The 21326-nt window shown below is 71.2% G+C and carries 13 protein-coding genes, 2 tRNA genes and 1 pseudogene; 9 read left to right on the top strand and 7 right to left on the bottom strand.

Annotation, left to right across the window (positions count from 1 at the left end):
* Positions 1–6: 6 nt before the first annotated feature.
* On the top strand, positions 7–3687 hold the full coding sequence (locus NET02_RS02545; RefSeq protein WP_284055800.1) for a helicase-related protein: 3681 nt from the start codon (positions 7–9) through the stop codon (positions 3685–3687).
* A gap of 130 nt (positions 3688–3817) precedes the next feature.
* Here the strand turns inward: NET02_RS02545 and NET02_RS02550 are convergent, their stop codons facing one another.
* From NET02_RS02550 to NET02_RS02560, 3 genes are read right to left on the bottom strand one after another with little or no spacing between them, the layout of a single operon-like run.
* Positions 3818–7021 (bottom strand): DNA polymerase III subunit alpha, encoded by a 3204-nt coding sequence (locus NET02_RS02550; RefSeq protein ID WP_284055801.1) that lies wholly within the window; start codon positions 7019–7021, stop codon positions 3818–3820.
* Positions 7022–7037: 16 nt separating this feature from the next.
* A complete protein-coding gene (locus NET02_RS02555; RefSeq protein ID WP_284055802.1) occupies positions 7038–8276 on the bottom strand; it encodes a DinB/UmuC family translesion DNA polymerase in 1239 nt (412 codons plus the stop codon).
* Complete coding sequence (locus tag NET02_RS02560; RefSeq protein WP_284055803.1) at positions 8224–9174, bottom strand: recombinase A; 951 nt, start codon at positions 9172–9174, stop codon at positions 8224–8226. The genes NET02_RS02555 and NET02_RS02560 overlap by 53 nt, the downstream gene beginning before the upstream one ends.
* A 365-nt stretch (positions 9175–9539) precedes the next feature.
* Between NET02_RS02560 and NET02_RS02565 the strand changes: the two genes are divergently transcribed.
* The 3 genes from NET02_RS02565 (at position 9540) to NET02_RS02575 (ending at position 12733) form a co-directional block, all read left to right on the top strand.
* A complete protein-coding gene (locus NET02_RS02565; RefSeq protein WP_284055804.1) occupies positions 9540–9872 on the top strand; it encodes a type II toxin-antitoxin system RelE/ParE family toxin in 333 nt (110 codons plus the stop codon).
* Entirely contained in the window at positions 9869–10258 is a 390-nt protein-coding gene (locus NET02_RS02570; protein ID WP_284055805.1) for a helix-turn-helix transcriptional regulator, read from the top strand. Before NET02_RS02565 ends, NET02_RS02570 begins: the two co-directional genes overlap by 4 nt.
* Positions 10259–10699: 441 nt before the next feature.
* Complete coding sequence (locus NET02_RS02575) at positions 10700–12733, top strand: hypothetical protein (RefSeq protein ID WP_284055806.1); 2034 nt, start codon at positions 10700–10702, stop codon at positions 12731–12733.
* A gap of 628 nt (positions 12734–13361) precedes the next feature.
* Here NET02_RS02575 and NET02_RS02580 read toward each other — a convergent pair.
* Positions 13362–13589, bottom strand: a complete 228-nt coding sequence (locus NET02_RS02580) for a hypothetical protein (protein WP_347710986.1) — start codon at positions 13587–13589, stop codon at positions 13362–13364.
* 403 nt (positions 13590–13992) lie between these two features.
* On the opposite strand from NET02_RS02580, the gene NET02_RS02585 reads away from it, so the two are divergent.
* Both NET02_RS02585 and NET02_RS02590 read left to right on the top strand, forming a co-directional pair.
* Positions 13993–14065, top strand: a tRNA-Ala gene (locus NET02_RS02585).
* A gap of 144 nt (positions 14066–14209) precedes the next feature.
* Positions 14210–14479 (top strand): hypothetical protein, encoded by a 270-nt coding sequence (locus tag NET02_RS02590; protein ID WP_284055807.1) that lies wholly within the window; start codon positions 14210–14212, stop codon positions 14477–14479.
* Positions 14480–14629: 150 nt separating this feature from the next.
* On the opposite strand, the pseudogene ftsH reads toward NET02_RS02590, so the two are convergent.
* The 3 genes and pseudogenes from ftsH to NET02_RS02605 all read right to left on the bottom strand — a co-directional run bounded on the left by ftsH (position 14630) and on the right by NET02_RS02605 (position 19084).
* Positions 14630–16682, bottom strand: a pseudogene (ftsH, locus tag NET02_RS02595) (ATP-dependent zinc metalloprotease FtsH).
* Positions 16683–16922: 240 nt separating this feature from the next.
* Positions 16923–18914 (bottom strand): hypoxanthine phosphoribosyltransferase, encoded by a 1992-nt coding sequence (hpt, locus tag NET02_RS02600; protein WP_284055809.1) that lies wholly within the window; start codon positions 18912–18914, stop codon positions 16923–16925.
* Positions 18915–19012: 98 nt separating this feature from the next.
* A tRNA-Met gene (locus NET02_RS02605) sits at positions 19013–19084 on the bottom strand.
* A 163-nt stretch (positions 19085–19247) separates the two neighbouring features.
* Between NET02_RS02605 and NET02_RS02610 the strand changes: the two genes are divergently transcribed.
* The 3 genes from NET02_RS02610 (at position 19248) to NET02_RS02620 (ending at position 21211) form a co-directional block, all read left to right on the top strand.
* Positions 19248–19790, top strand: a complete 543-nt coding sequence (locus NET02_RS02610; RefSeq protein ID WP_284055810.1) for a hypothetical protein — start codon at positions 19248–19250, stop codon at positions 19788–19790.
* Between the two features lie 18 nt (positions 19791–19808).
* The gene (locus tag NET02_RS02615; RefSeq protein ID WP_284055811.1) at positions 19809–20417 is read left to right on the top strand and encodes a TetR/AcrR family transcriptional regulator; all 609 of its coding nucleotides are present in this window, start codon (positions 19809–19811) and stop codon (positions 20415–20417) included.
* Positions 20418–20599: 182 nt separating this feature from the next.
* The gene (locus NET02_RS02620; protein ID WP_284055812.1) at positions 20600–21211 is read left to right on the top strand and encodes a hypothetical protein; all 612 of its coding nucleotides are present in this window, start codon (positions 20600–20602) and stop codon (positions 21209–21211) included.
* Positions 21212–21326: the final 115 nt, after the last annotated feature.

A 21326-nucleotide genomic window follows, 5' to 3' on the forward strand; every position in this document is an offset into this window, starting at 1 on the left:
GAGCGGGTGGCCGGGCTGCGCGACTACCCCTTCCAGATCTCCTACGGCCCCGGTGACGACCGGCTGCACGCGTTCTACCTGCCGGCGCTGGAGCGGAGCGTCCGCTACGACCGCTCGGCGGGCTTCTTCTCCAGCTCGGCGCTGGCGGTGGCGGCGGCCGGCATCGCCCGGCTGATCCGCAACGGCGGGCGGATGCGGTTGCTGGTCGGCGCGCAGCTCGCGCCGGAGGACGTGCAGGCGGTGGTGGCGGGCCAGGAGCTGGCGGCGGTCGTGCGCCGCCGGCTGCTCGAGGGGCTGGCCACGCCCGAGGACGAGCTGATGCGTGACCGGCTGGCGGCGCTGGCCTGGATGGTCGCCGAGGGGACGCTCGAGATCCGGGTGGTGCTGCCGTGCGACCGCGCGGGCCACCCGCTGCCGGCCGACGAGGCGGCCGAGTACTTCCACGCCAAGGAGGGGGTCTTCACCGACGCCGCCGGCGACCGGGTGGCCTTCAGCGGCAGCGTCAACGAGTCGGCCCGCGGCTGGCAGCACAACTACGAGCAGTTCGCGGTCTACTTCTCGTGGGACAGCACCCGGCCGTACCTGGAGCAGGTCGTCCGGCGGTTCGAGCGGCTGTGGTACGGCGAGGAGCCGGGCTGGGTGGCGCTGCTGCTGCCCGAGGCGGTGCGCCAGCGGCTGGTGAGCTTGCGGCCGGAGCGGCCGCCGGAGCGCGACCCGCTGGAGCGCGCGGTGGCCGTGGCCGAAGGCCGGGGCGTCTACGTCGCCGAGCGGGCCGCGTCGCGCGCGGCGGCGGTGGCGCAGTACCTGCGCGACGCGCCCTACCTGGTAGGTTCCGAGGGGCTGGGATTGGCGACGGCGGCCGTGGTGCCCTGGCCCCACCAGGCGCGCGTGGCCCGGACGCTGGTCGAGCGGTTCCCCGAGCGGTTCCTCCTAGCCGACGAGGTGGGGCTGGGCAAGACGGTCGAGGCCGGGCTGGCGCTGCGGCAACTGGTGCTGAGCGGGCGGGCGCGGCGCGCGCTGCTGCTGGTGCCGCACAGCGTGCTGCGGCAGTGGCAGGAAGAGCTGTCCGAGAAGTTCTGCCTCGACGTGCCGCGCTACGAGGACGGCCGGCTCTGGTCGGCGCGCGGCGAGGCGCGGGAGCCTCGGGGGCCGAACCCGTTCGCCAGCGAGCCGCTGCTGCTCGTCTCCAGCCAGCTCGCCAAGCGGCGCGACCGGGCCAGCCAGGTGCTGGAGGCGGGCCCCTGGGATCTGGTGGTCGTCGACGAGGCGCACCACGCGCGCCGCCACGGGCCGGAGGGCGGGCCCGCGCGCCCCAACCGGCTGCTGGCGCTCCTGCGCGAGGTGAGCCGGCGCACCCGCGGGCTCTGGCTGCTCAGCGCCACTCCGATGCAGCTCCACCCGGTGGAGCTGTGGGATCTGCTGGCGCTGCTGGGGCTGGGCGGGAACTGGGGCGCCGGGCCGGAGCCGTTCCTGCGCTTCTTCGCTGAGCTGCGGCGCGGCCCGGCCGAGCTGGACTGGTCGGCGGTGCTGCCGCTCGTGCGGGAAGAGGTGGCGCGGAGCGGCCTCGACCCCTCGTTCTGCCGGCAGGCGGAGCGGGAGCTCGGGGCCGTCGGCTGGGAGCAGGTGCGGGCCGCGCTGGCCGGCCGCTCGTCGCTCTCACCCCAGCACCTGGCCGAGCGGCAGCGCGCCTGGCTGGTCGCGGGGCTGCGACGGCACACGCCGCTGGCCCGGCTGATGTTCCGCCATACCCGGCCGCTCCTGCGGCGCTACGCCGAGCGCGGGCTGCTGGACGCCCGGGTGCCGGAGCGCGAGCCCCGGCCGGTCTGGATCGAGATGACGCCGGCCGAGCGCGCGCTCTACGAGCGGATCGAGGAGTACATCGCCGAGTTCTACGCCCGCTACGAGGCGGAGCGCCGTGGCCTGGGCTTCGTGATGGCGGTGTACCGCCGGCGGCTGACCTCGAGCTTCCACGCCGTGCGCTGCAGCCTGGAACGCCGCCTGGAGTACCTGCGGCGCGCCCGCCCCGACCTGGGACTGACCGACGAAGACCTAGAACAGGTCGAGCTGGAGCAGGACGTCAGCGAGGAGCTGCCCGAGGCGCTGCGGCAGGCGTACGTCGAGGAGGCGCGCTATCTCGAGGACTTCGTCTGGGAGCTGGGGCTGCTCGGCGAGGACTCGAAGCTGGCGGCGCTGCTGCGCTGCCTGGACGAGCTGTTCCGCCGCCACGAGACGGTGGCGGTCTTCACCCAGTACACCGACACGCTGGACGCGCTGCGCGAGCGGCTGCGCCAAGTCTACGGCGGCCAGGTGGCCTGCTACTCCGGGCGGGGCGGTGAGGCCTGGCTCGACGGTGCCTGGCGGCCGGTGACCAAGGAGGCGGTCAAGAACGCCTTCCGCGCCGGGCAGGTGAAGATCCTGGTCTGCACCGACGCGGCCAGCGAGGGGCTGAACCTGCAGACCTGCGGCGCGCTGGTCAACTACGACCTGCCCTGGAACCCGATGCGCGTCGAGCAGCGGATCGGCCGCTTCGACCGGATCGGCCAGCGCTACCCGGTCGTGCAGGTGCTCAACCTGTTCTACGCCGGGACGATCGAGGCCGAGGTCTACCGCCGCCTGAGCGACCGCATCGACTGGTTCCGCGCGGTGGTCGGGGAGCTGCAGCCGATCCTCAGCCAGGTGGCGCAGGCGATCGAGCGGGTGGCGCTCCAGCCGCGGCGACAGCGCGAGCGGGAGCTGGAAGCGCAGGTGGCGGAGATCCAGCAGCGGCTGGCCAAGCAAGAGCAAGCGCTGCTCGAGCTCGACGCCGAGCTGTACGACGCCGAGTTCCAGCAGCACCTGGCCTCGCCGGTGAGCCTGGCCGACCTGGAGCGGGTCGTGCCCTCGCTGCCCGGCCTGGCCGAGCGCTTCCGCCCGCACCCGGAGATCCCCGGCGCCTGGCTCGTGCGCTGGCGCGGCGGCCTGCACGCTGTCACCTTCGACCGAGAGGTCTTCGACGCCCACAGCGAGACGGTGCGGCTGCTGACCTACGGCGAGCCGCTGCTGGCCGAGCTCTTGGACGCGGTCGAGCCGCTGGCGGGCGACGGCCCGGGGGCGGTAGTCCGGCTCGCGCGCGAGGGCGAGCCGCCGCTGCGCGGCTACTACCGGCTGGCGGGCGACCGCGCGGAGTGGCTGGGCTCGGTGGCCGCGCTCGAGCAGGCGCTGGAGGCCGAGGGGCCGGGGTGGAGCCTCGAGGCGGCCGAGGCAGCCCGGCGCGACTTCGAGCGGCGGTGCGCCGCGCTGCTGGAAGGCTGGCAGGCCTACGAGGAGCGCTCCCGCGAGCTCCACGGCTCGCAGCTCGCGGCGCGTGGCCGGCGGGTGCTGGTCGAGACGGCGCTGGTGGAGATCGCGCTGGGCCGGCGCCCCGAGCTGTTCCGCGACGAGTACCCGTTCAGCTTCGGGGCTGGAGCGGTAGCGGGCCTGCGGCGGCACGGCTTTCCCTTCACGGCGCTGATCCGGCTGGTCGGGCTGGATGGGGTGGAGGCGCGCGAGGACGACCCGCGGTGGGAGGAGCTGTCGCGCCTCTCGGTCGAGCAGCTCAAGGCGCGCTGGCGCCGGCTGCGCGAGGAGGCTCGCGAGCTCGTCCACGAGCTGGCTCCGGCGCCCCCCGCTCCTCCCGCACCTCCTGCCGACGAGCCCGGCGCTCGGTAGCGGGACGGTTGAGCGCGCCCGTGCCGGTGAGACGACGGTCAGAGGGCGAGGGACACCAGGACACGCTCGCAGGCGTCGCCGCGCCCTGGTAGCAGCGCCGGGACGCCGGCGACGCGATGTCGCCGGCGGCTCAGCGGAAGTCGCGCGAGGGTACGGCCGTGGCGGGGACGTCGACCGTGCTCGGCCGGCCCAGCGTCCGCACCTCTTCCGCCACCACGCTCACCAGCGCCCCCTCCCGCTGCACCCAGCCGTCGACCAGCAGCACCGGCGCCCGCAGCACCGCCCGGAACTGGGCCCGCACGGTCGGCCGCACGATCACGTTGACCAGCCCGCTCTCGTCCTCCAGCGTCAGGAAGAGCACCCCCTTGGCCGTCGGCGGCGCCTGCCGGCACACCACCAGCCCGGCCACCCGCACCCGCGTCCGGTGCGGCTGCCGCCCCAGCTCCCCGGCCGGCGTCACCTTCAGGAGCTGGCGCTGCCGGGCGTAGAGCGTCATGAGCTGGCGATCCAGGCACAGCCCCAGGAGCGCGTAGTCGATGAGCGCCTGCTCCCCCGCCTCCAGCGGCGGCAGCGCGACCGGCTCCTCGTCTCCCAGCGCCAGCTCGACCTGCTCGGCCAGCGCGTCCCGCTTCTCGCCCGCCGTGGCCAGCGGCAGCAGCCGCCACAGGAGCTGGCGCCGCTCGACCCCCGGCGCCAGCGCCGCGAACGCCCCCACCAGCACCAGCGCCCGCACCGCCTCCGGCCCCAGCCGCGCCCGGCGCACCACCTCCTCCGGCGTCCGGAACGGCCCCGCCGCCCGCGCCGCCACGATCCGGGCGGCGGCCGCCTCCCCCACCCCCTTGACCGCCCGCAGCCCTAGCCGGATCGGCCCGCGCACCGCGTCCCCCTCGAGCGTGTAGCCGGCCGCGCTCCGCGTCACGTCCGGCGGCAGGAAGCGCACCCCGTGCCGCACCGCGTCCCAGAGCACCACCTCCGGCGGGTAGAAGCCCATCGGCTGGTAGTCGAGCAGGGCGCAGTAGAAGGCCGCCGGGTAGTGAGCCCGCAGCCAGAGCGTCTCGTAGGCCGTCTGGGCCAGGGCCGCGGCGTGGCTCTTGCAGAAGCCGAACTCGGCGAAGGCCGCCATCTGGGCGAAGATCCGCTCCGCCGTCGCCCGCGGCACCCCCTGGCGCGCGGCCCCGGCCAGGAAGGCGCCCCGCAGCGCCTCCATCGCCGCCCGCGAGCGGCGACTCCCCATCGCCCGCCGGAAGGCGTCGGCCTCGCCGGCCGTCATCCCGGCGATCGCCATCGCCACCTCCAGCACCTGCTCCTGGTAGAGGATCACCCCTAGCGTCTCGGCCAGGATCGGCTCCAGCTTCGGGTGGAGGTAGCGCACCGGCTCGCGCCCCTGCCGCCGCCGGAGGTAGGGGTGCACCATCCCGCCCTGGATCGGCCCCGGCCGGATGATCGCCACCTGGGCGATCAGGTCGTCGAAGCAGGCTGGCGCGCTCCTGGGCAGGCTCTGCTGCTGGGCCCGGCTCTCCACCTGGTAGGCGCCGATGGTGTCGGCCGCCTGGAGCTGGCGGTAGACCGCCGGGTCGTCGCGCGGCAGCGCCTCGAGTTCCAGCCGCACCCCGCTGTGCCGCTCGACCAGCTCCACCGCCCGGTGCACCAGCGAGAGCGCCCGGATGCACAGGAGGTCGGTCTTGATCAGCCCGGCGTCCTCCACGTCGCGCTTGTCCCAGCCGACCACCACCCGCCCCGGCATGCGCGCCGGCTGCAGCGGCACCAGCTCCACCAGCGGTCGGCCGGTGATCAGCATGCCCCCCACGTGGATCGAGAGATGCCGCGGGATGCCCTCGAGCTGCGGGGCCAGCCGCACCAGCCAGCTTAGGCGGCGCCGCCCCTCGGCGTCGAGCCTGTCCGCCAGCCGCCGGGCCGCCAGGCCCAGCTCCTCCCCCAGCCGCCCCTGGGAGGCGGCCAGCTCGGCGACCAGCTCCGCGGGCAGGCCGAGCACCCGGCCGAGGTCGCGCACCGCGCTGCGCGCCTGGAAGGTCACGTAGTTGCACACCATCGCCGCGTGCTCGGCTCCGTAGGTCTGGTAGACGTAGGCGATGGCCCGCTCGCGGTCTTCGAGCCCGAAGTCGATGTCGATGTCCGGCATCGCCGGGCGCTCCTCGTTGAGGAAGCGCTCGAAGAGCAGCCGGTGCCGCAGCGGGTCGACCTGGGTGATCCCCAGGCAGTAGGCGACCAGCGAGTCGGCCGCCGAGCCGCGCCCCCGGCCCCGGAAGCGGGTGGCGAGGTCGGCGCAGATCAGGAAGAAGGGGGCCACCCCCAGCCGGGCGATCACCCCCAGCTCGTGCTCGAGCTGGCGCACCACCGGCTCGGTCAGCTCCCCGTAGCGGCGCCGGGCCCCCGCCTCGGCCAGCCGGCGCAGCGTCTGGTCGGCCGTCTCCCCGGGTGGCACCAGGTGGGGCAGCGGCGGGAAGCGGACGGCCCGGAAGTCGAGCGTCACCTGGCAGCGCTCGGCCAGCCGCAGCGTATTGACGACCGCCTGCGGGTAGCGCGCAAAGCGCCGGGCCATCGCCGCCGGCGGGCGGAGGGCGTAGGCACTCGAGCGCTTGCGCGCCGGATGCGGGGTGTCGAGCGTGCACTGCTCGCGGATGCAGACCAGCACGTCCTGCAGCCGCCAGCTCTCCGCGTCCAGGTAGTGGACGTTGTTGGTCGCCACCAGCGGCAGGCCCACCGCGTCGGCCAGCGCGGCCAGCTCGGCGCAGCGGCGCTGGTCGCCCGGCAGCCCGTGGTCTTGGAGCTCGACGGCGCAGCGCGCGGGGCCGAAGACCTGGCGCAGCCGCCGGGCCAGCGCGAGCGCCTCCGCCCGCCGCCCGGCCGCGAGCGCCCGCGCCAGCGGCCCCTGGCGGCAGCCGGTGAGCACGAGCAGCCCCTCGTGCTCCTCGAGCAGCCAGTCCCAGGGGAGCGGGGCGGCCCGGCGCATGGCCGTGTCCCCCGTCAGGGCCTCGGCCTCAGGGCGCACGACCGGCCGGCGCGGGGCCTCCCAGCCCAACTGCGCCGCCGAGAGCAGCCGGGCGAGCGTGGCGTAGCCGGCGTCGGTCTCGGCCAGCAGCGTCAGGTGGCTCCCGTCGTCCAGCGTGACCTCGGCCCCGATGACGGGGTGCAGCCCGGCCTCGGCGCAGGCGCGGGCGAACCGCACCACCCCGTGCAGCCCCTGGTGGTCGGTCAGCGCCAGGTGCTCGTACCCCAGCGCGGCCGCCCGCTGGGCGAGCGCCGCCGGCTGGCAGGGGGCATCGAGCAGCGAGAAGCAGGAGTGGACGTGCAGCTCGGCATAGGGGGCCGCCATCGTCTAACCTCCGCGCTCAGTCCAGCCGGCCCAGCAGCACCCACTGCCCCGGTGGCCGCTCCCAGCCCAGGAGCAGCCGCTGACCGTCGGCCAGCGCCACCCAGACCACCCGGCGGTGCCGCTCGCGCGGCCACCAGAGGTCGACCCGCTCGACCAGCCCCCCGGCCACCACCCGGTGCCAGCGCCCGTCGAGTTCTAGCGCGCGCACCCGGCCCCGCCGCCACAGTCGGACCGGCCGGCGCGGTGCCGCGCTGTCGAAACGCCAGCGCTCCTCCGGGAGCGGGGCCGCCGGGACGACCTCGAGCAGCCGCGGCACCTGGCCCGGGTAGCGGCGGCGCAGCTCCCCCCACACCCGCTCCCGGATCGCCCGCTCCTCTTCGGTCTCCTCCCCCAGCCCCGGCAGGTGCGCCTGGGCTACGGCCGGCGGCGCCAGCCCGGCCAGCCGCAGCCAGACCTCGCTGATCCCCTCGACCGCCGCGCGCGGCCCCAGCCCGGCACGGAGCGTCGCCTCGGCCAGGACCTCGAGGTGCGGCAGGAGCTCGGCCACCTCGGCCACCGGGGCGGGCAGGTGGCGGGACTGCGTGCCATGCCGGCCCCCGGCGCTCGCCAGTCCCAGCGCCACGGTGCGGGCCGCCTGCCCGCGCCGGCGCAGCTCCGCCAGGCCGTCCGCGGCCAGCCGGGCGAGCGTGCCCCGGAGCTGCCCCCGCTCGGTGAGCGGCGGCTCCGGCGCCGCCCGTACTAGCACCGCCGGCTCATCCGCCGCCCCCACGAGCGGGCGAGGGTCCTCCCCGCAGGCCAGCCGGTGCGCCGCCACTGCCTCTCGGCCGAAGCGCCGCCCGACCTGCTCGCGCGGCAGGTCGGCGAACTGCCCCATCGCTTGCAGGCCCAGCAGCCGCAGCGTCGCCAGCACCGCCCGCGGCAGCGGCAGCCACGCCAGCGGCAGCGGGCGGAGAAAGGCGCGCGCCTCGGCGTCGTCGACCACGGTGACCTCGCCGGGCGCGCTGAGCCGGGCCGCCACCGCGGCAATCCACTTGTTCGGCCCGATCCCCAGCCGGCCCTGCCCGCCGGCTGCCGCCACCGCTGCCAGCACCGCCCGGCCGTAGGCCGCCTCGGAGCCGACGGTGCGCTGCACCCCGCTAGCGTCGAACCAGGCGGCGCCTGGCTCGTCCGGCTCCACCACCGGGCTAGCGGAGGCGAGCAGCTCAGCGACCGGCACCGGCAACGGGTCGCTCAACCGGAGATAGCCCACGCGCACGGACTTCCTCCTCCACTCGCGCCCAGAGCGCAGGCTCCGCCTCCAGGCGGGCGAGCGCTGCGCTCCGCGAGCGCCCCAGCACCGTCCCCGCTCCCAGGAAGCCCAGCGGGTGCCGCACGACCACCCCCAGCCAGCAGGCCAGGTCGAACAGCTCGGCCGCCCGCCGCAGCCCGGCCCGCTCGTCCAGCTCCAGCGCCACCGGCACGGCGACCGGTTCCGCCTGCCCGCGCGCCTGCACCAGCGGCCGCACCCGCAGCCCGGCCCGCGCGCTGCCCAGCCACAGCTCCTCATCCGGCACCAGCCGGAGCCGGAGCGCCGCGCCCCCGAGCCCGGCGTCCGGCTCCGAGGGCAGCAGGTCGCGCACCACCAGGAGCGCGGTGGGCGCCCGCCGCGCGAGCGGCCGCAGCCGCCGCACCCCGCGGGCCAGCAGCCGCCCCGCCCAGCCCGGCCGCAGGTCGAGGACGATGAGGTCGAGCGCCCGCGTCCGCAGCAGGAGCTGGGCCATCGCCAGCGCCTCGGGGAGCGAGCGGGGCAGCGCCCACAGCAGGTCGGCCAGGTCGACCCCGAGGGCGCGCCAGCGGTCGGGGTCGAGGCTCTGGGCGCCGTCGAGGTAGGCGGCCCAGCCCCGTCCCCGCTGGGCCTGGGCGACCGCGTGGGCCGCGAGCGTCCGCTTGCCGGCGTAGGGGGGCCCGGCCAGCTCGCTGAGGCGCCCGCGGGGGAGGCCGCCGATCCCGCTGGCGAGGTCGAGGGCGAGCGAGCCGGTGGGCAGCGCGCGGGCCGCGCGCTGGGGCTGGGCCTGCTCCCAGCGCAGGAGGACGTGGGCGCCGAAGCGCGCGGCGAGCTCGCGGCGCAGAGCGTCGAGTGCGGCCTGGCGCTCGGCTAGGGTGCGCGGACGCATCGGCACACCTCCTCCCGTTCCTGTCCCCAGCATAGGAGAACATATGTTCGAAATCAAGAGTTGTCTCATAGGCACAAGGAAAACGGTGCAGTCCCTCGGCTGCCCACTGGTCACCCTGAGACGGCTCCCTGCTGCCGGGTACTACCGGCCTCGTCACTGTGGGCGTGTGCGGGCAATGGTGGCCTGAGGCTGGGGCAGCGGAAGGTATCCGCCCGACGTCGGATCGCGTGGAACTCCAGGGAGCCCTCCCCACGAAGCCGCGTCCAGTGCTGCCCCTCGACTGCCTTGGTACCGCACGCCCGCATCCTCAAAAGACTCACCCGGCAGGAATGCAATCGCACGCATGCCATACTGTGGCGACGGAGGTGCTCTCTAGCGCGGAGGCCGAAGCGGAGCTCGCCGCGCTGCCGGAGTCTGAGCAGCTCGCGCTGCTGGCCGCCGTTGAGAAGCTGCGGGTGCTGGGAGATCAGTTGCCGTATCCGCACTCGAGCGCGGTGCGAGGCAGCCAGAGCGGGCTTCGCGAGCTGTGCCCGAGGGGTGGACGCAGCCCTCGGCGCGCCTTCTACCGCCGGGTCGGAGACCGCCTCGTGATTGGCGCCATCGGCCCGGAGGCGAAGCGTGATCCCCGTGGGTTCGCTCGATCCGCCCGCCTGGCCGCCGAACGGATCGCTCGGGTCGAGCAAGGAGGGACGCCGTGAGCGAGAACGAGACGCCGGTCCTGATCCCGGCTGAGCAGGTGCCCGAGCGGGCGCTGGCGCGGAGCCCGGAGCTGCGGGCCCGGTGGGAAGCGACGGCGCTGGCGCGGGCAGTGGCGCTCTGGCTGGTGCAGCGCCGGGCCGAGCTCGGACTCTCCCAGGCGGCGCTGGCTCGCCGGCTCGGGGTGAGCCAGCCGACGGTGGCCCGCTGGGAGTCGGGCGAGCACGTGCCGGAGCTCACCACGCTACTCCGGCTGGCGGATCAGCTCGGGCTCCGGCTCCACCTCGACATCGAGGCCCCAGGCGAGCGCGTCGCCGAGCCGAGCACGGTCGAAAAGGTGACCACCGAGCACGGCAGTCGCCTGCGGGTGGCGCTCAGCACCGCCTGAGGGAGCAGTGGTCACTCCGTGGCCGACAGCGTGCAACGAGGTGCGCAGCTCGCCCGTGTCTGCCTCGCTCACCCCGACCGGTGCCTGGCAGCCGGTCGGGATAGGAGGCGGCAGGTCGGGGAGCCCGCGGCGCAGCCCAGCGACCCCCGCTGGGCACCCAGCCCGCTGACCCGCACCGTACGGTGTCTACTCGCCGCGCGAGCGCGGCATCCATGACGAACGGACGGTACGATCGTCTCCTTGACTGTGACGCTCCGTCTCCCTACGATGGCCTGAAAGTTCGCTCACCCGTCCCCGTAAGGCATGACGAGTCCGAAGCGCTGGGGTCGCCGGGGCTACGCCTGCCAAAAGCGGCGCAACCCGGGTAGGCAGGCGCCCCCGCCGCGCTTTGGCCCGTCGCCGTGGCAGCGGGCTGTTTTCGCTTGCAGATGGAGGTGAGCCATGAGCCGGTTCGTTCACCGCAGATCGGTACTGGCGAGCGAGCACGCCAATAGCACGCGGCGGCGTGCCGGGCCGCCCAGGGGGACTGCGCTCTGGCTGCTAGTGGTCCTGACGCTCCTGCTGGTCGCGTGCGGGCGTGGGAGCCCGGAGCCGGCACCGAGCCCCTCTCCCGACACGGGGACGCCGACGCGGGTGGCTGAGGCGCGACCGAGCCCGGTGAGCGCGGGGACGCCCGCGCCCACGCCGGCGCTGACGCCGACGCCGATGCCGGCCGGGCCGCCGGACGAGGCGGTGCTGGCGCTGAACGAGCTGCTCGACGAGGAGGGGCGGCTGCCGCTGGAGACGGCGCTGGAGATCTTCGCGGCGCACGTGGGCCCGCTGCCTGGAGTCACGCCCCGGCCGTTGCCGGGGGACAATGCGGGGCGGGTGGCAGAAGCGGCCATCGTCGTCGTGGCGGCGCAGCGCGAGAGCCTGCCACCGGAGGTCGCAGCGGCGGTCGAGGACGCGCTGTTCGGACGCGTCGACGAGTGGGTCGAAATTCCCCCGAGCGGGCAGGGGACTGCTCAGCCCGGTGCACGCGCTACGCTCGTAGATCGATTCGTGCCAGGGGCTCGCGCTGCTGGGCCTCTCGACGAACTGCGGCAGGTCATCGAGGAGGTGAGGGGACGGATCGAAGCGCGCGCTGGTGTGCGCTTGACCGTACCGGTGCGGCTCGGGGTAGTCCGGCGGATGAGTACCAGGGACATCCAGGCGTACGCGACTCCGGTCGAGAGCGGCGGAAGGATGACAGCTTGCCGGATCGTGTTTCGGGCCGACGTGGCCGACGAGCCGACTACGCGAGAGTATGTCGCGGCCCACGAGCTGTGGCACTGCTTCCAGTTCCAGCACACGCTGCGTAGCCATGGCGCATGGGTGGAGGAGGGGCAAGCGGAGTGGGTGGCGTCGGTCATCGCCAGCGATCCCTCGCCCGCTGCGTCGTTCTGGGATACGTGGCTCGCGACGCCACCGGAGTCGCTCTGGCGGCGCAGCTACGACGCGATCGGCCTGTACGCCGCCGCCGAGGCGGCCGGGCATGATCCGTTCCCTGTCATGCTCCGCATGTTCGATCTCGGGAACCGGGATGCCGTGTCCGCGCTGTTCGGGGGGATGGCGTTCGAGGAGGCCTTGCGGCTGGTCGCGCAGACGCTGGTGCGGGCGCCGGCCTACGGGCTGGAGTGGGAATCGACGGGTCTAGGTATTACGTACACCCGTGCGACGGAGCTGGTCGGCGTAAGCCCGCCGGGACAGCGGATCGAGGTCGATGCTGGCCCCTTTGGATCGCTCCCCCTCGAACTGACGATCGGCGAGTCCGGTGAGCATGAAGCAGTCAGGATCCGAGTGTACGACGCGGTGACCGCGGGTGCCGTGGAGTTCGAAGACGGGACGGTCTTCGACCTTCGTGGCGCCGAATCGCTCTTGTTCTGCCTCCCTGGGAGCGTCTGTACCTGCGAGGACGGGTCGCCGCCTGGCGGCCAGGAGCTCCCTCCGCTGCCGGCCTCGCGCGCGGTGCTGACCGTGGCGAGCCCGGTTGGGGGCACGATCGGGTTCGAGGTAGAGTATGCCGCTATCAAGGATCTGTGCAATCGCCTGGTCGGGGTCTGGATGGCGTCGGCGCGGGACATCCTCGCGGCGAATACCGCGCCGTATGGTGGCCTGCCCGCGGACTATCCGTGTGAGGGCACGGTCACGCTAACCTTCGCTGAGGATGGGACGTTCAGACACAGTAGCGAATTGCATTGCACATTCGGTGAAAGTTCGGGGAGCGGTGTCGTGTACTCCGAGGGCCGGTACGAAGTCCGTGGAGACTCGGTCGCTTTCCTGGATGTGCAGACGACTGGGTCACTTACGGTCGACGGTATCGATCTCGGGGCAATGGTCCAATATCTGACGCCGCGTGGCGAAGCACGTTACCAGATCGAGGGCGACCGGCTGACTATTGGCTTTACGATGCCTGACGGGGCGGCGGTCGAGAACCACTTTACCCGCTCGCGGTGACCGAGCGGATGTCGAGCCCATCGGGTTTCACAGGATCGTCGGTCTGGTGATACGTGAGGGGCAAGCCTTGAGCGGGGGCGGCAGCAGGGAAGCAGGCGCGATCCCGCCTGAGGCATTGTGGATGCCGTCTCGGTCCTCAGGCCACGAGGCGGAGTGCGGCGGAAGTAGCGGGTCGCTGCGAGGCCGTAGAGTACGGGGCTGGCGTGACTGTGGCTGTTCCGGTCGAGAAATGCGGTGCACAGGGTGTGTAAGGAAACTGGGGAGATGGGCGTCCTGAAGACGCCGCGTGCACCGGCTTTCCAATGGCCTGATGGGCAGAGCCGCACTCCGTCGTCGACCTCCCCACTGAGGCACCGCACGCCGGGGAGGCTTGCCACGCGTTCTGTGCCGGGCGTGGCGTGGGCGGACGCGACCGGCCGCGTGCACCGCTGGCTCGACAGAGGACTCCTGACTCTCGGCTCACGAGTGTTTGCTTCCGCATCGGTTCAATGACCGGGAGGCGACTGCGGCGCCGGCGTCGTGTCAGGTGGACTGTCAGCCGGCAGTCTCTATCAGAGGGGGAACCGGGCGAGACGTCGTCGTACCCGGAGACCGAGCGCGCTACATCCGCAGACGCCGAAGGAGTGGTCTACGCGGCGGAGCGCTCGCGATAGCGCGATCTGCTCTGCCGCAAATCTTTGAGGATCCGCGGGTTGTGGTAAACGGTCACCACGCACCCATCCTCGACCACCACGACTATGCCCTGCAGGCGCTCTACCATGGCCCCGAGCCGGGCCGCTTCTCGCCGCGCCTCACGGCGGCCGAAAAAGTAGTAGAGCGCGTCTCGGGCGTAGCACCGCCGGCCGTACGTGATCACCAGACTGACGTCCTGTTCCGGTATCCCGCGCTGTCGAGCGCGAACGCGCGCGTGCGCGGTCAGTACAGGGAGTCGATCGGTGAGTATGGCTCGCCTCCTTGTCTGACAGAGTCGCTAAACGCGCGCCCGGCGCCAGATACGGAGACTCGCCTCGCCCGGTACTCGGCATCCTACCTGATTCCAGGCTTCCTGTCAAGGATCTTCGGTTCCGGGCTGCCGTTCGCCTGTTCCCGCCTGGCTATGCGGCCTCAGCCGCGGTGAGGCCGCTCTGGTTAGTATGCCGAGGTAGCGAGCCTCGTGGACAGCAGCGCGCCCGCGACGCTGCGACTCGCGGTAGCCGGCTGCGGTCTCAGCTTGACGACCGGTGTCCGCGTGCCGTATACTCTGACCCGGCCAAACGCGTGGGGGCATAGCTCAGTTGGGAGAGCGCTACAATCGCACTGTAGAGGTCGGGGGTTCGAGTCCCCCTGCCTCCACCCTGCGTTAGCCTTCTCGTCATCATCTACCCGGCTACGCGCGCACCTCGCGCGGGCAGCCGGAGGGTAGCGGATACGCCGGTTCGAGCCCGGGAGCTCACTGCATCGTGCGGGCGCGCTGGCCCCAGAAGAGGGAGGGAACCGATGAAGACCCGCAACTTCCAGCTCATCGGTCGCCGGGGAGACTATCCGCAGAGCCTCCTCTTCCGGGATCAGGAAGGCCGGTATTACCTTCGACCGGGCTGTGGCGCCCGGCTGGTGCGTATCACGGCACGCGACGCCCGGGCGATCATGCGGCAGTACGACTATCGCGCGATCCTCGATGCCGGCTGGTACAGTTTCGATGAGGTAGCGGCCATCGACTGCTTCGTGCCGGTTCCACAGGACGCGATGGCCCTGACGCCGGAGGCTTGACCACGCTACAATGTGAATCAACAGGCGACCTCCACCGGCGCCGGTGGTGAAAGATGCCACTGGCGCCGGTGTTTCGGGACTCGTAGAATCCGACGTGGCCGGCCATCTCTGGCCGGCCACGCTTGTATCCGCTCGAGAAAGTGGCGTGGTTCAAGACGCCGGTTGCGGACGGATCTGCGGCGGCGGCGAGGGGCTGCTCGGCTGCTGCGGTGCCGGCGCCTCGCGGCTCCCCTGCCGCTGCTCGACCGAGATCACGGCTGCCGGGCGAGTGAGCGGTGGGCCGACCAGTTCGGGACGCGGCCGCGGCTCATCGAACAGTGCCTCGATCTCGCTCCCGTCGATCGTCTCGCGCTCGACCAGCAGCATGGCGATCTTCTCCAGCTTGTCCAGATGCTGGAGCAGGATATCCTTGGCACGCTGGTAGGCCTCTTCGATGAGCTGGCGCACCTCCTGGTCGATCTCGTAGGCGATCTGGTCGCTGTAATTGCGCTGCTCGCTGATCTCCCGGCCCAGGAAAACCAGCTCTTCCTTCTTGCCGAAGGCCAGTGGCCCGAGCCGCTTGCTCATCCCGTACTCGGTAACCATCCGCCGCGCCAGGTTGGTCGCGCGCTCGATGTCGTTCGCCGCGCCGGTCGAGACCTCCTGGAACACCAGTTCCTCAGCCACGTGGCCTCCCATGAAGACGGCGAGCTGGGCCTCGAACTGCTTCTTCGTCCAGAAGAACCGGTCCTCCTCCGGCAGCACCCGGGTGTACCCACCCATCATCCCTCGAGCGACGATCGACACCTTGTGCACCGGGTCAGCATGCGGCAACATCCGGGCAACCAGCGCGTGCCCGGCCTCGTGGTAGGCCGTCATCAGCTTCTCGCGCTCGCTGATGACCCGGCTCTTCCGCTCGGGACCCGCGACTACGCGGTCGATCGCTTCATAGAGCTCGCGCCGCCCGATCGTCTTCTTGTTGCGCCGGGCGGCCAGGATGGCGGCCTCGTTCACCAGGTTCTCCAGATCGGCACCCGAGAACCCAGGCGTCTGGCGTGCCAGTTCGTCCAGGCTGACGTCGCTCTCCAGCGGCTTGCCCCGGGTATGCACCTTCAGGATCTGCAGCCGGCCATTCAGATCAGGCCGATCGAGCACGACCTGGCGGTCGAAGCGGCCGGGGCGAAGCAGAGCGGGGTCGAGCACGTCGGGCCGGTTGGTCGCGGCGATCACGATCACGTTTGTGGTGCTGTCGAAACCGTCCATCTCGACCAGGATCTGGTTGAGCGTCTGCTCGCGCTCGTCGTGGCTGCCGCCCAGCCCGGCCCCGCGCTGGCGGCCTACCGCGTCGATCTCGTCGATAAAGACGATGCACGGGGCGTTGCGCTTCGCCTGGTCGAACAGGTCGCGCACCCGGCTGGCGCCGACGCCGACGAACATCTCGACGAACTCAGAGCCGCTGATGCTGAAGAAGGGCACGCCGGCCTCGCCGGCCACTGCGCGCGAGAGGAGCGTCTTGCCGGTTCCGGGCGGGCCGACGAGCAGCACGCCCCGCGGGATTCGCGCGCCGAGCGAGGCNCACTGCGCGCGAGAGGAGCGTCTTGCCGGTTCCGGGCGGGCCGACGAGCAGCACGCCCCGCGGGATTCGCGCGCCGAGCGAGGCGAACTTCTCGGGGTACTTGAGGAACTCGACGATCTCAGCCAGCTCCTCCTTCGCCTCTTCGACTCCGGCCACATCATCGAAGGTCACTGTCGGACGGTTGCTGGTAAAGACGCGCGCCCGGCTCTTCCCGAAGGACATAGCCTGGTTGTTCGTCCCCTGAGCCTGTCGCATCATGAAGACGAAGACGCCGATCAGGAAGAGCGTGGGCAGGATGAACGTGAGCGCGCTCAACCAGCTACCCCACTGGCTGGCCGGATTGACCCGGAGCTCGAAGTCTCCTGCCTGAACGCCGAATTCCTTGAGTACGTCATAGATGTTCGTGTTCGGCGGGAGCGTCGTCGTGCGAATCTCTTCCGATCCAACGTAGTGCACCTGCACCTCGTTGGAGTTCTCGGTCATGACGAGCTGCTCGACCTTACCCGCCTTGATGTCGGCGGCGACATCGGCCATGTTGATGCGCCGGCCGCTGCTTCCGCTGTTGACGAAAGTAAACCAAACGGCAACGACTGCGATGATCAAAATCATCCACACAAAGCCGTTGCGCAACCACTTGTTGTCGGACATAGAGCGACCTCCGCGTGCCACGTTCGCTCGTCCCCGCAATCCAGCCCGCAGAACGCGGCGATCACTGGGGCGCTTCGATTATAACAGACACATCCCGCTCACTATTGTCGGGTGCCGATCGGAGGCCAGCGACGCAAGAAGCCGCGCCACACCGGCCAATTCAGGCGTCCGCTAGAAGGCGCCTGAACCCTCAGGTCGCACGAAAACGTCTCTTCGCACGCGGGCGAGGGTTACAGAGAGCTACTGTCCGCGATAGACCGCGACAAACGGCAGGTTTCGGAACTTTCCTGCGACGTCCAGCCCATAGCCGACGACGAACTCGTCCGGGATGTCGAAGCCGACCCAATCGATCGGCACCTCGAGCGCGCCTGCCTTCTGCTTGCGCAGCAAGGCCACCACCTTGAAGCTCGCCGGATTGCGGCGCCGCAGAACGTCGCTCAGATACTTCAGCGTCAGGCCGCTGTCGACGATGTCTTCTACCAGCAGAATATGCTCACCTTCGATGGGGCGGTCGAGATCCTTGATGATCCGCACGACTCCGGAAGTGACGGTAGCCTGGCCGTAGCTGGAGACGGCCATGAAGTCGATGCTGAGCGGGATCGGCATGTGGCGGACCAGATCGGCCATGAAAACGAAGGCGCCCGTGAGCACGCCGATCAGGAGTGGCCGCTTTCCCTGGTAGTAGCCAGTGATCTCTTGCCCTAGCTCGCCAACACGCCGTTGCAGTGTCTCCTCATCGATGAGCACCCGCTCGAGGCCGAGCTTCTCGGCCAGCACGCGATCGTCCTGCACCGTGAACCCTCTCTCCCTCGTTGTGAGTCCCACTGGCTCCCGCACCAGCTCAACCTCGATCAGTCCTTGCGGGTGCGAGAACGACCTCCCCATCAGCCCGCCGATCCACCAGACGACGCGACCGTCGGCCAGCAACGGCAACCAGTCGCGCAGGTAGGCCGGCACCTTCCGGTTCACTAGCCAGTCCTGCAGGCGAACCGGCGGCCGATCCGGGCTCAGCAGCAGCCGGTCCCCAGGTCGCCGTGTTCGCAGGACCCAGCCCTCGACCGCGGTCCGATAACGGAGGCGCCAGCGGTTGCCCAGAGCGATCTCCGCACTCCCGACCAGATCGATGGACGTGCCCGGCTCGAGGAGAGGCACACCGGACTCCCGGCGGAGCGCCTCCTCTAGCCTCCCCGCCGGCCCGATCGTGGCGGCATTGTACTCGATGATCGCCTCCCAGCCGCGGCCGAGTTCGATTCTCGTTCCGACCCGACCTCGCTCCGCGCCTGTCCGCAGGGCCTCCAGCCGTTCGAAGGTGGGAACGAGCTGCTCGTCGCTGGCGCGCAGCACCGCCGCGATCAGCACTCGCCGCTGGATCGCGAGCGGCAGGCTCGCCAGACCTGCCCGGTCGACACGCGCCACGGTCCCCTCATGCCTGACCAGGATGGCCGCCTGCTGGGCCGCCTCCGCTTCCAGGCAGGCTGCATCGTCCTGCAGCACTTCGGCGACCCGCGCGATGACCTCGGTCGCGCCGGGAGAGATCTGCTCCAAGAGGGGCATAACTTGGTGCCGTAGCCGGTTGCGCCGGTACTCCAGTTGCCAGTTGGTTGGGTCTTCGACCGGCGTGAGTCCGAGCGCTGCCAGGCACGCCGTCACGGCTTCGCGCCGAAGCCCGAGCAGTGGGCGCAGGATGGTGAGCTCGATTACATCATGGCCGGTAGGATCCAACCGAACCCGTCGCCGGGTGATCGGTCGCATGCCCGCCAGTCCCTCGAGGCTGGCGCCGCGGAGCAGCCGGAGCAATACCGTCTCTGCCTGGTCATCGCGGGTGTGGGCGACCGCGACCCAGGACGTGCCGTGCCTCCGGGCCAGCCGGCCGAGCGCGGCGTAGCGTGCCGCGCGCGCGGCTGCCTCCGTCCCCTCGCTGGGATACTCGGGCCAGGCCGCCACGTCCACCTGCTCTACTTCGACCGAGACGCCGATGTCTGACCCGAGCGCCAGCGCGCGCTCTGCGTCGCGGGCGGAGTCCGGTCTCAACTGGTGATCGACGTGTAGAGCGACGACGTGAGGGCCGCGTCCCTGCCGTTCCAGCGTGGCCAGCCCCCAGAGCAGCGCCAGCGAGTCGGGTCCTGCGGAAAAGCCGGCCACGACCGTGTCTCCCGACGCCAGGCCCGCGTCTCGCAGCCGGTTCGCGATCTCTTCGAGAAGCGTGCTGGCAGCGGCCGGGGGATCAGTCATGAGGGCTGCTCCTGGCAGTGGTGATGCCGTGAGGCGCGCTTAGTCCTAAATGATAGATGGCCGGCAATGCCGGCCACTGGGATCGCTCGTCTTTCAGGTGCCGGTGGGCGGATTCGAACCACCAACCAAGGGCTTATGAGTCCCCTGCTCTGCCATTGAGCTACACCGGCCCAACCTCCAGCGGGATAGTGTAGCAATCACGGGCGTGGGACGTCAACTGCCGAGGATGACGCTGGCTTCGCCCCGGGGAGGGGTTTGACCGGTGAGCGCGTCCGTGGTAGTATACATCAAGTGCTTGATTGATATGTGGATCCTCTTGAACGGAGGTCAGGCGTGACGCGGGCCCAACAGCTCCTCCTCGCGACGCTGGCGGTGAGCTGGTATAACGTGGCGGTCATCTGGCTCATGCAAATTCTGATCTACCCGTCCTGGGCGTTCATCCCCAGTGCCGACTTCGGCCAGGCGCAGGGCGACCACTTCGTGCGTCTCTTCATCGTGGTCTTCCCGCAGGCCACCCTCGCGACACTGAGCGCGCTCGCGCTGCTGCGCTGGCGCCCGCCGGGAATTCGCAGAGCCGCGCTCCGGCTCGGGCTCGGTATCCAGCTCTCTCTCTGGCTCTTGACCGCGCTGCTCTGGGGCCGCTGGCAGGGACAGATCGCGCTGGGCGATGCCCCGCCCGGGAGTCTCGGGCCGGCCAACGTCGAGCTGTATCATCTCCTGGTGGCCACCCACTGGCTCCGGGTCGGGCTGATAACGGCCTATGGCATCCTGGTCTTCTGGATGGCCTATCGGAGCTTCAGCCGGCCTCGAACCGTAGAAGTCGACGCGCATGGAGGGGCCCTCGTTCCAGGAGAACCGCGACCGGTGGAAGGCTGAGGGGTGAACCGCCGTTCGATGGAGGGGCAACGATCGCGCGGCGCGAGGGCCGACCGGCGCCGGGAATTGATTCGCATCGCTTACCACCAGCTCGCGGAGCGCGGGTTCGAGGGCCTGCGCGTGCGCGACGTTGCCAACGCCGCCGGAGTGAACATCGCGACCCTCCACTACTATTTCCCGACGAAAGAAGCCCTGATCTACGCGGTGATCGGATATCTCGCGGAGCAGTTCCAGGTACCGGCAGCGGAGCCGGTTTCTGGCGAGAATGTCTCCGCGCTCGAGGAGCTGCGCTGGGAGTTCGCTGATCTGCGGGAGCGCATCCGCACCGCTCCGGAGCAGATCGCTGTCCTGGCCGAGCTGCACGCGCGGGCCCGGCGAGACCCGAATCTCGCCGCCGCGCTCCGTGGGCTCGACGCCGGCTGGCAGGGCTACCTGGCGAGCATCATCGAGCGGGGGATCCGGGAAGGGATCTTTCGCAGCGACGTGGAGCCCTTCCAGGCAGCCGAAGCGATTGTCGCCCAGATGAAAGGCATCGGCTACCAGCTCCTCTCCGATCCCGACCCTGTCCGCGCTGATCGGTTAGTGGCCGAGCTGGCCGAGCAGGTCGAGCGCTGGCTTCGCCACTGACGGCCGGACGGTTGCACTCGCCATCATCCTGTGGTGGACTGAATTACGGTAGCTATCACGCGTAGTGGTTCGAGCCCCGGGGTCTCGTTGACTCACACCGGTAACGGCGTCGGTAAGCCTGGTTGAGCGACTGGGTTCAGGGTGAACTGGCACCTCCGGCGACGCCCGAGGCACCGCCTCGCGTGCACTCTGAACTGCACGTCTACGATCTGGCTCGGCGCACCGAGCGCATCCTCTCGACGAACCTCCCAACTTACCCGGTCGTCTTCCGGTGGCCGTACCTGATCTGGTCCGAGCTACAGGCTCCTGGCCAGCGCGGGCAGCTCGTCATGGTGGACGCCCAAACCGGCGCACCCGTGCCGCTGCCGGCGCCGCTCGCCGCGCACCAGCGACACGTCGTCTGGCTGGCGACCAGTCCGGATCTGCTCGCATGGAGCGACGGCCGAACGCTGCGGGTCTGGCGGCCGGGACATCCTGAAGCTCAGGCGATCTTCCAAAAGCGGAGCAGAACCGATGACGATGCCATCCAGTTCCTGACGATCGCCGGGCCGCTGGTCTCCTGGCAGCCGCCGGCGCGCCCTCCGATCGTGGCCGACACGCGGAGCGGCAGCGTGACCGAGATGCCTGGCCACAGTGAGGGCTTCGGCGACCTGCTCCTCGTCCTCATCCCGAGCCGCCAGGGGCCGCCGGAGATGGATCCGGTTTTCGACCACCTCTTCGCGCCGCCCGACCTAGTGCGCCTCGTACCGGTCGCCGCCCTGCCTCCGCTGCCGGGCTGCGAAGGCGGCCCGTAGACCGGCTGTATCCCAGCCTCACCGGCTGCTCAGTGGCTTCCCCGCCTTTGGTGGCGCAGTAGAGCTCGCCGGATCCCGCGCATCGCAGCCGTGGAGGTGGTCGCGCGTCGCCGTC

The sequence above is a fragment of the Thermalbibacter longus genome (genome assembly GCF_023806485.1).
GTDB lineage: Bacteria > Chloroflexota > Chloroflexia > Thermomicrobiales > Thermomicrobiaceae > Thermalbibacter > Thermalbibacter longus.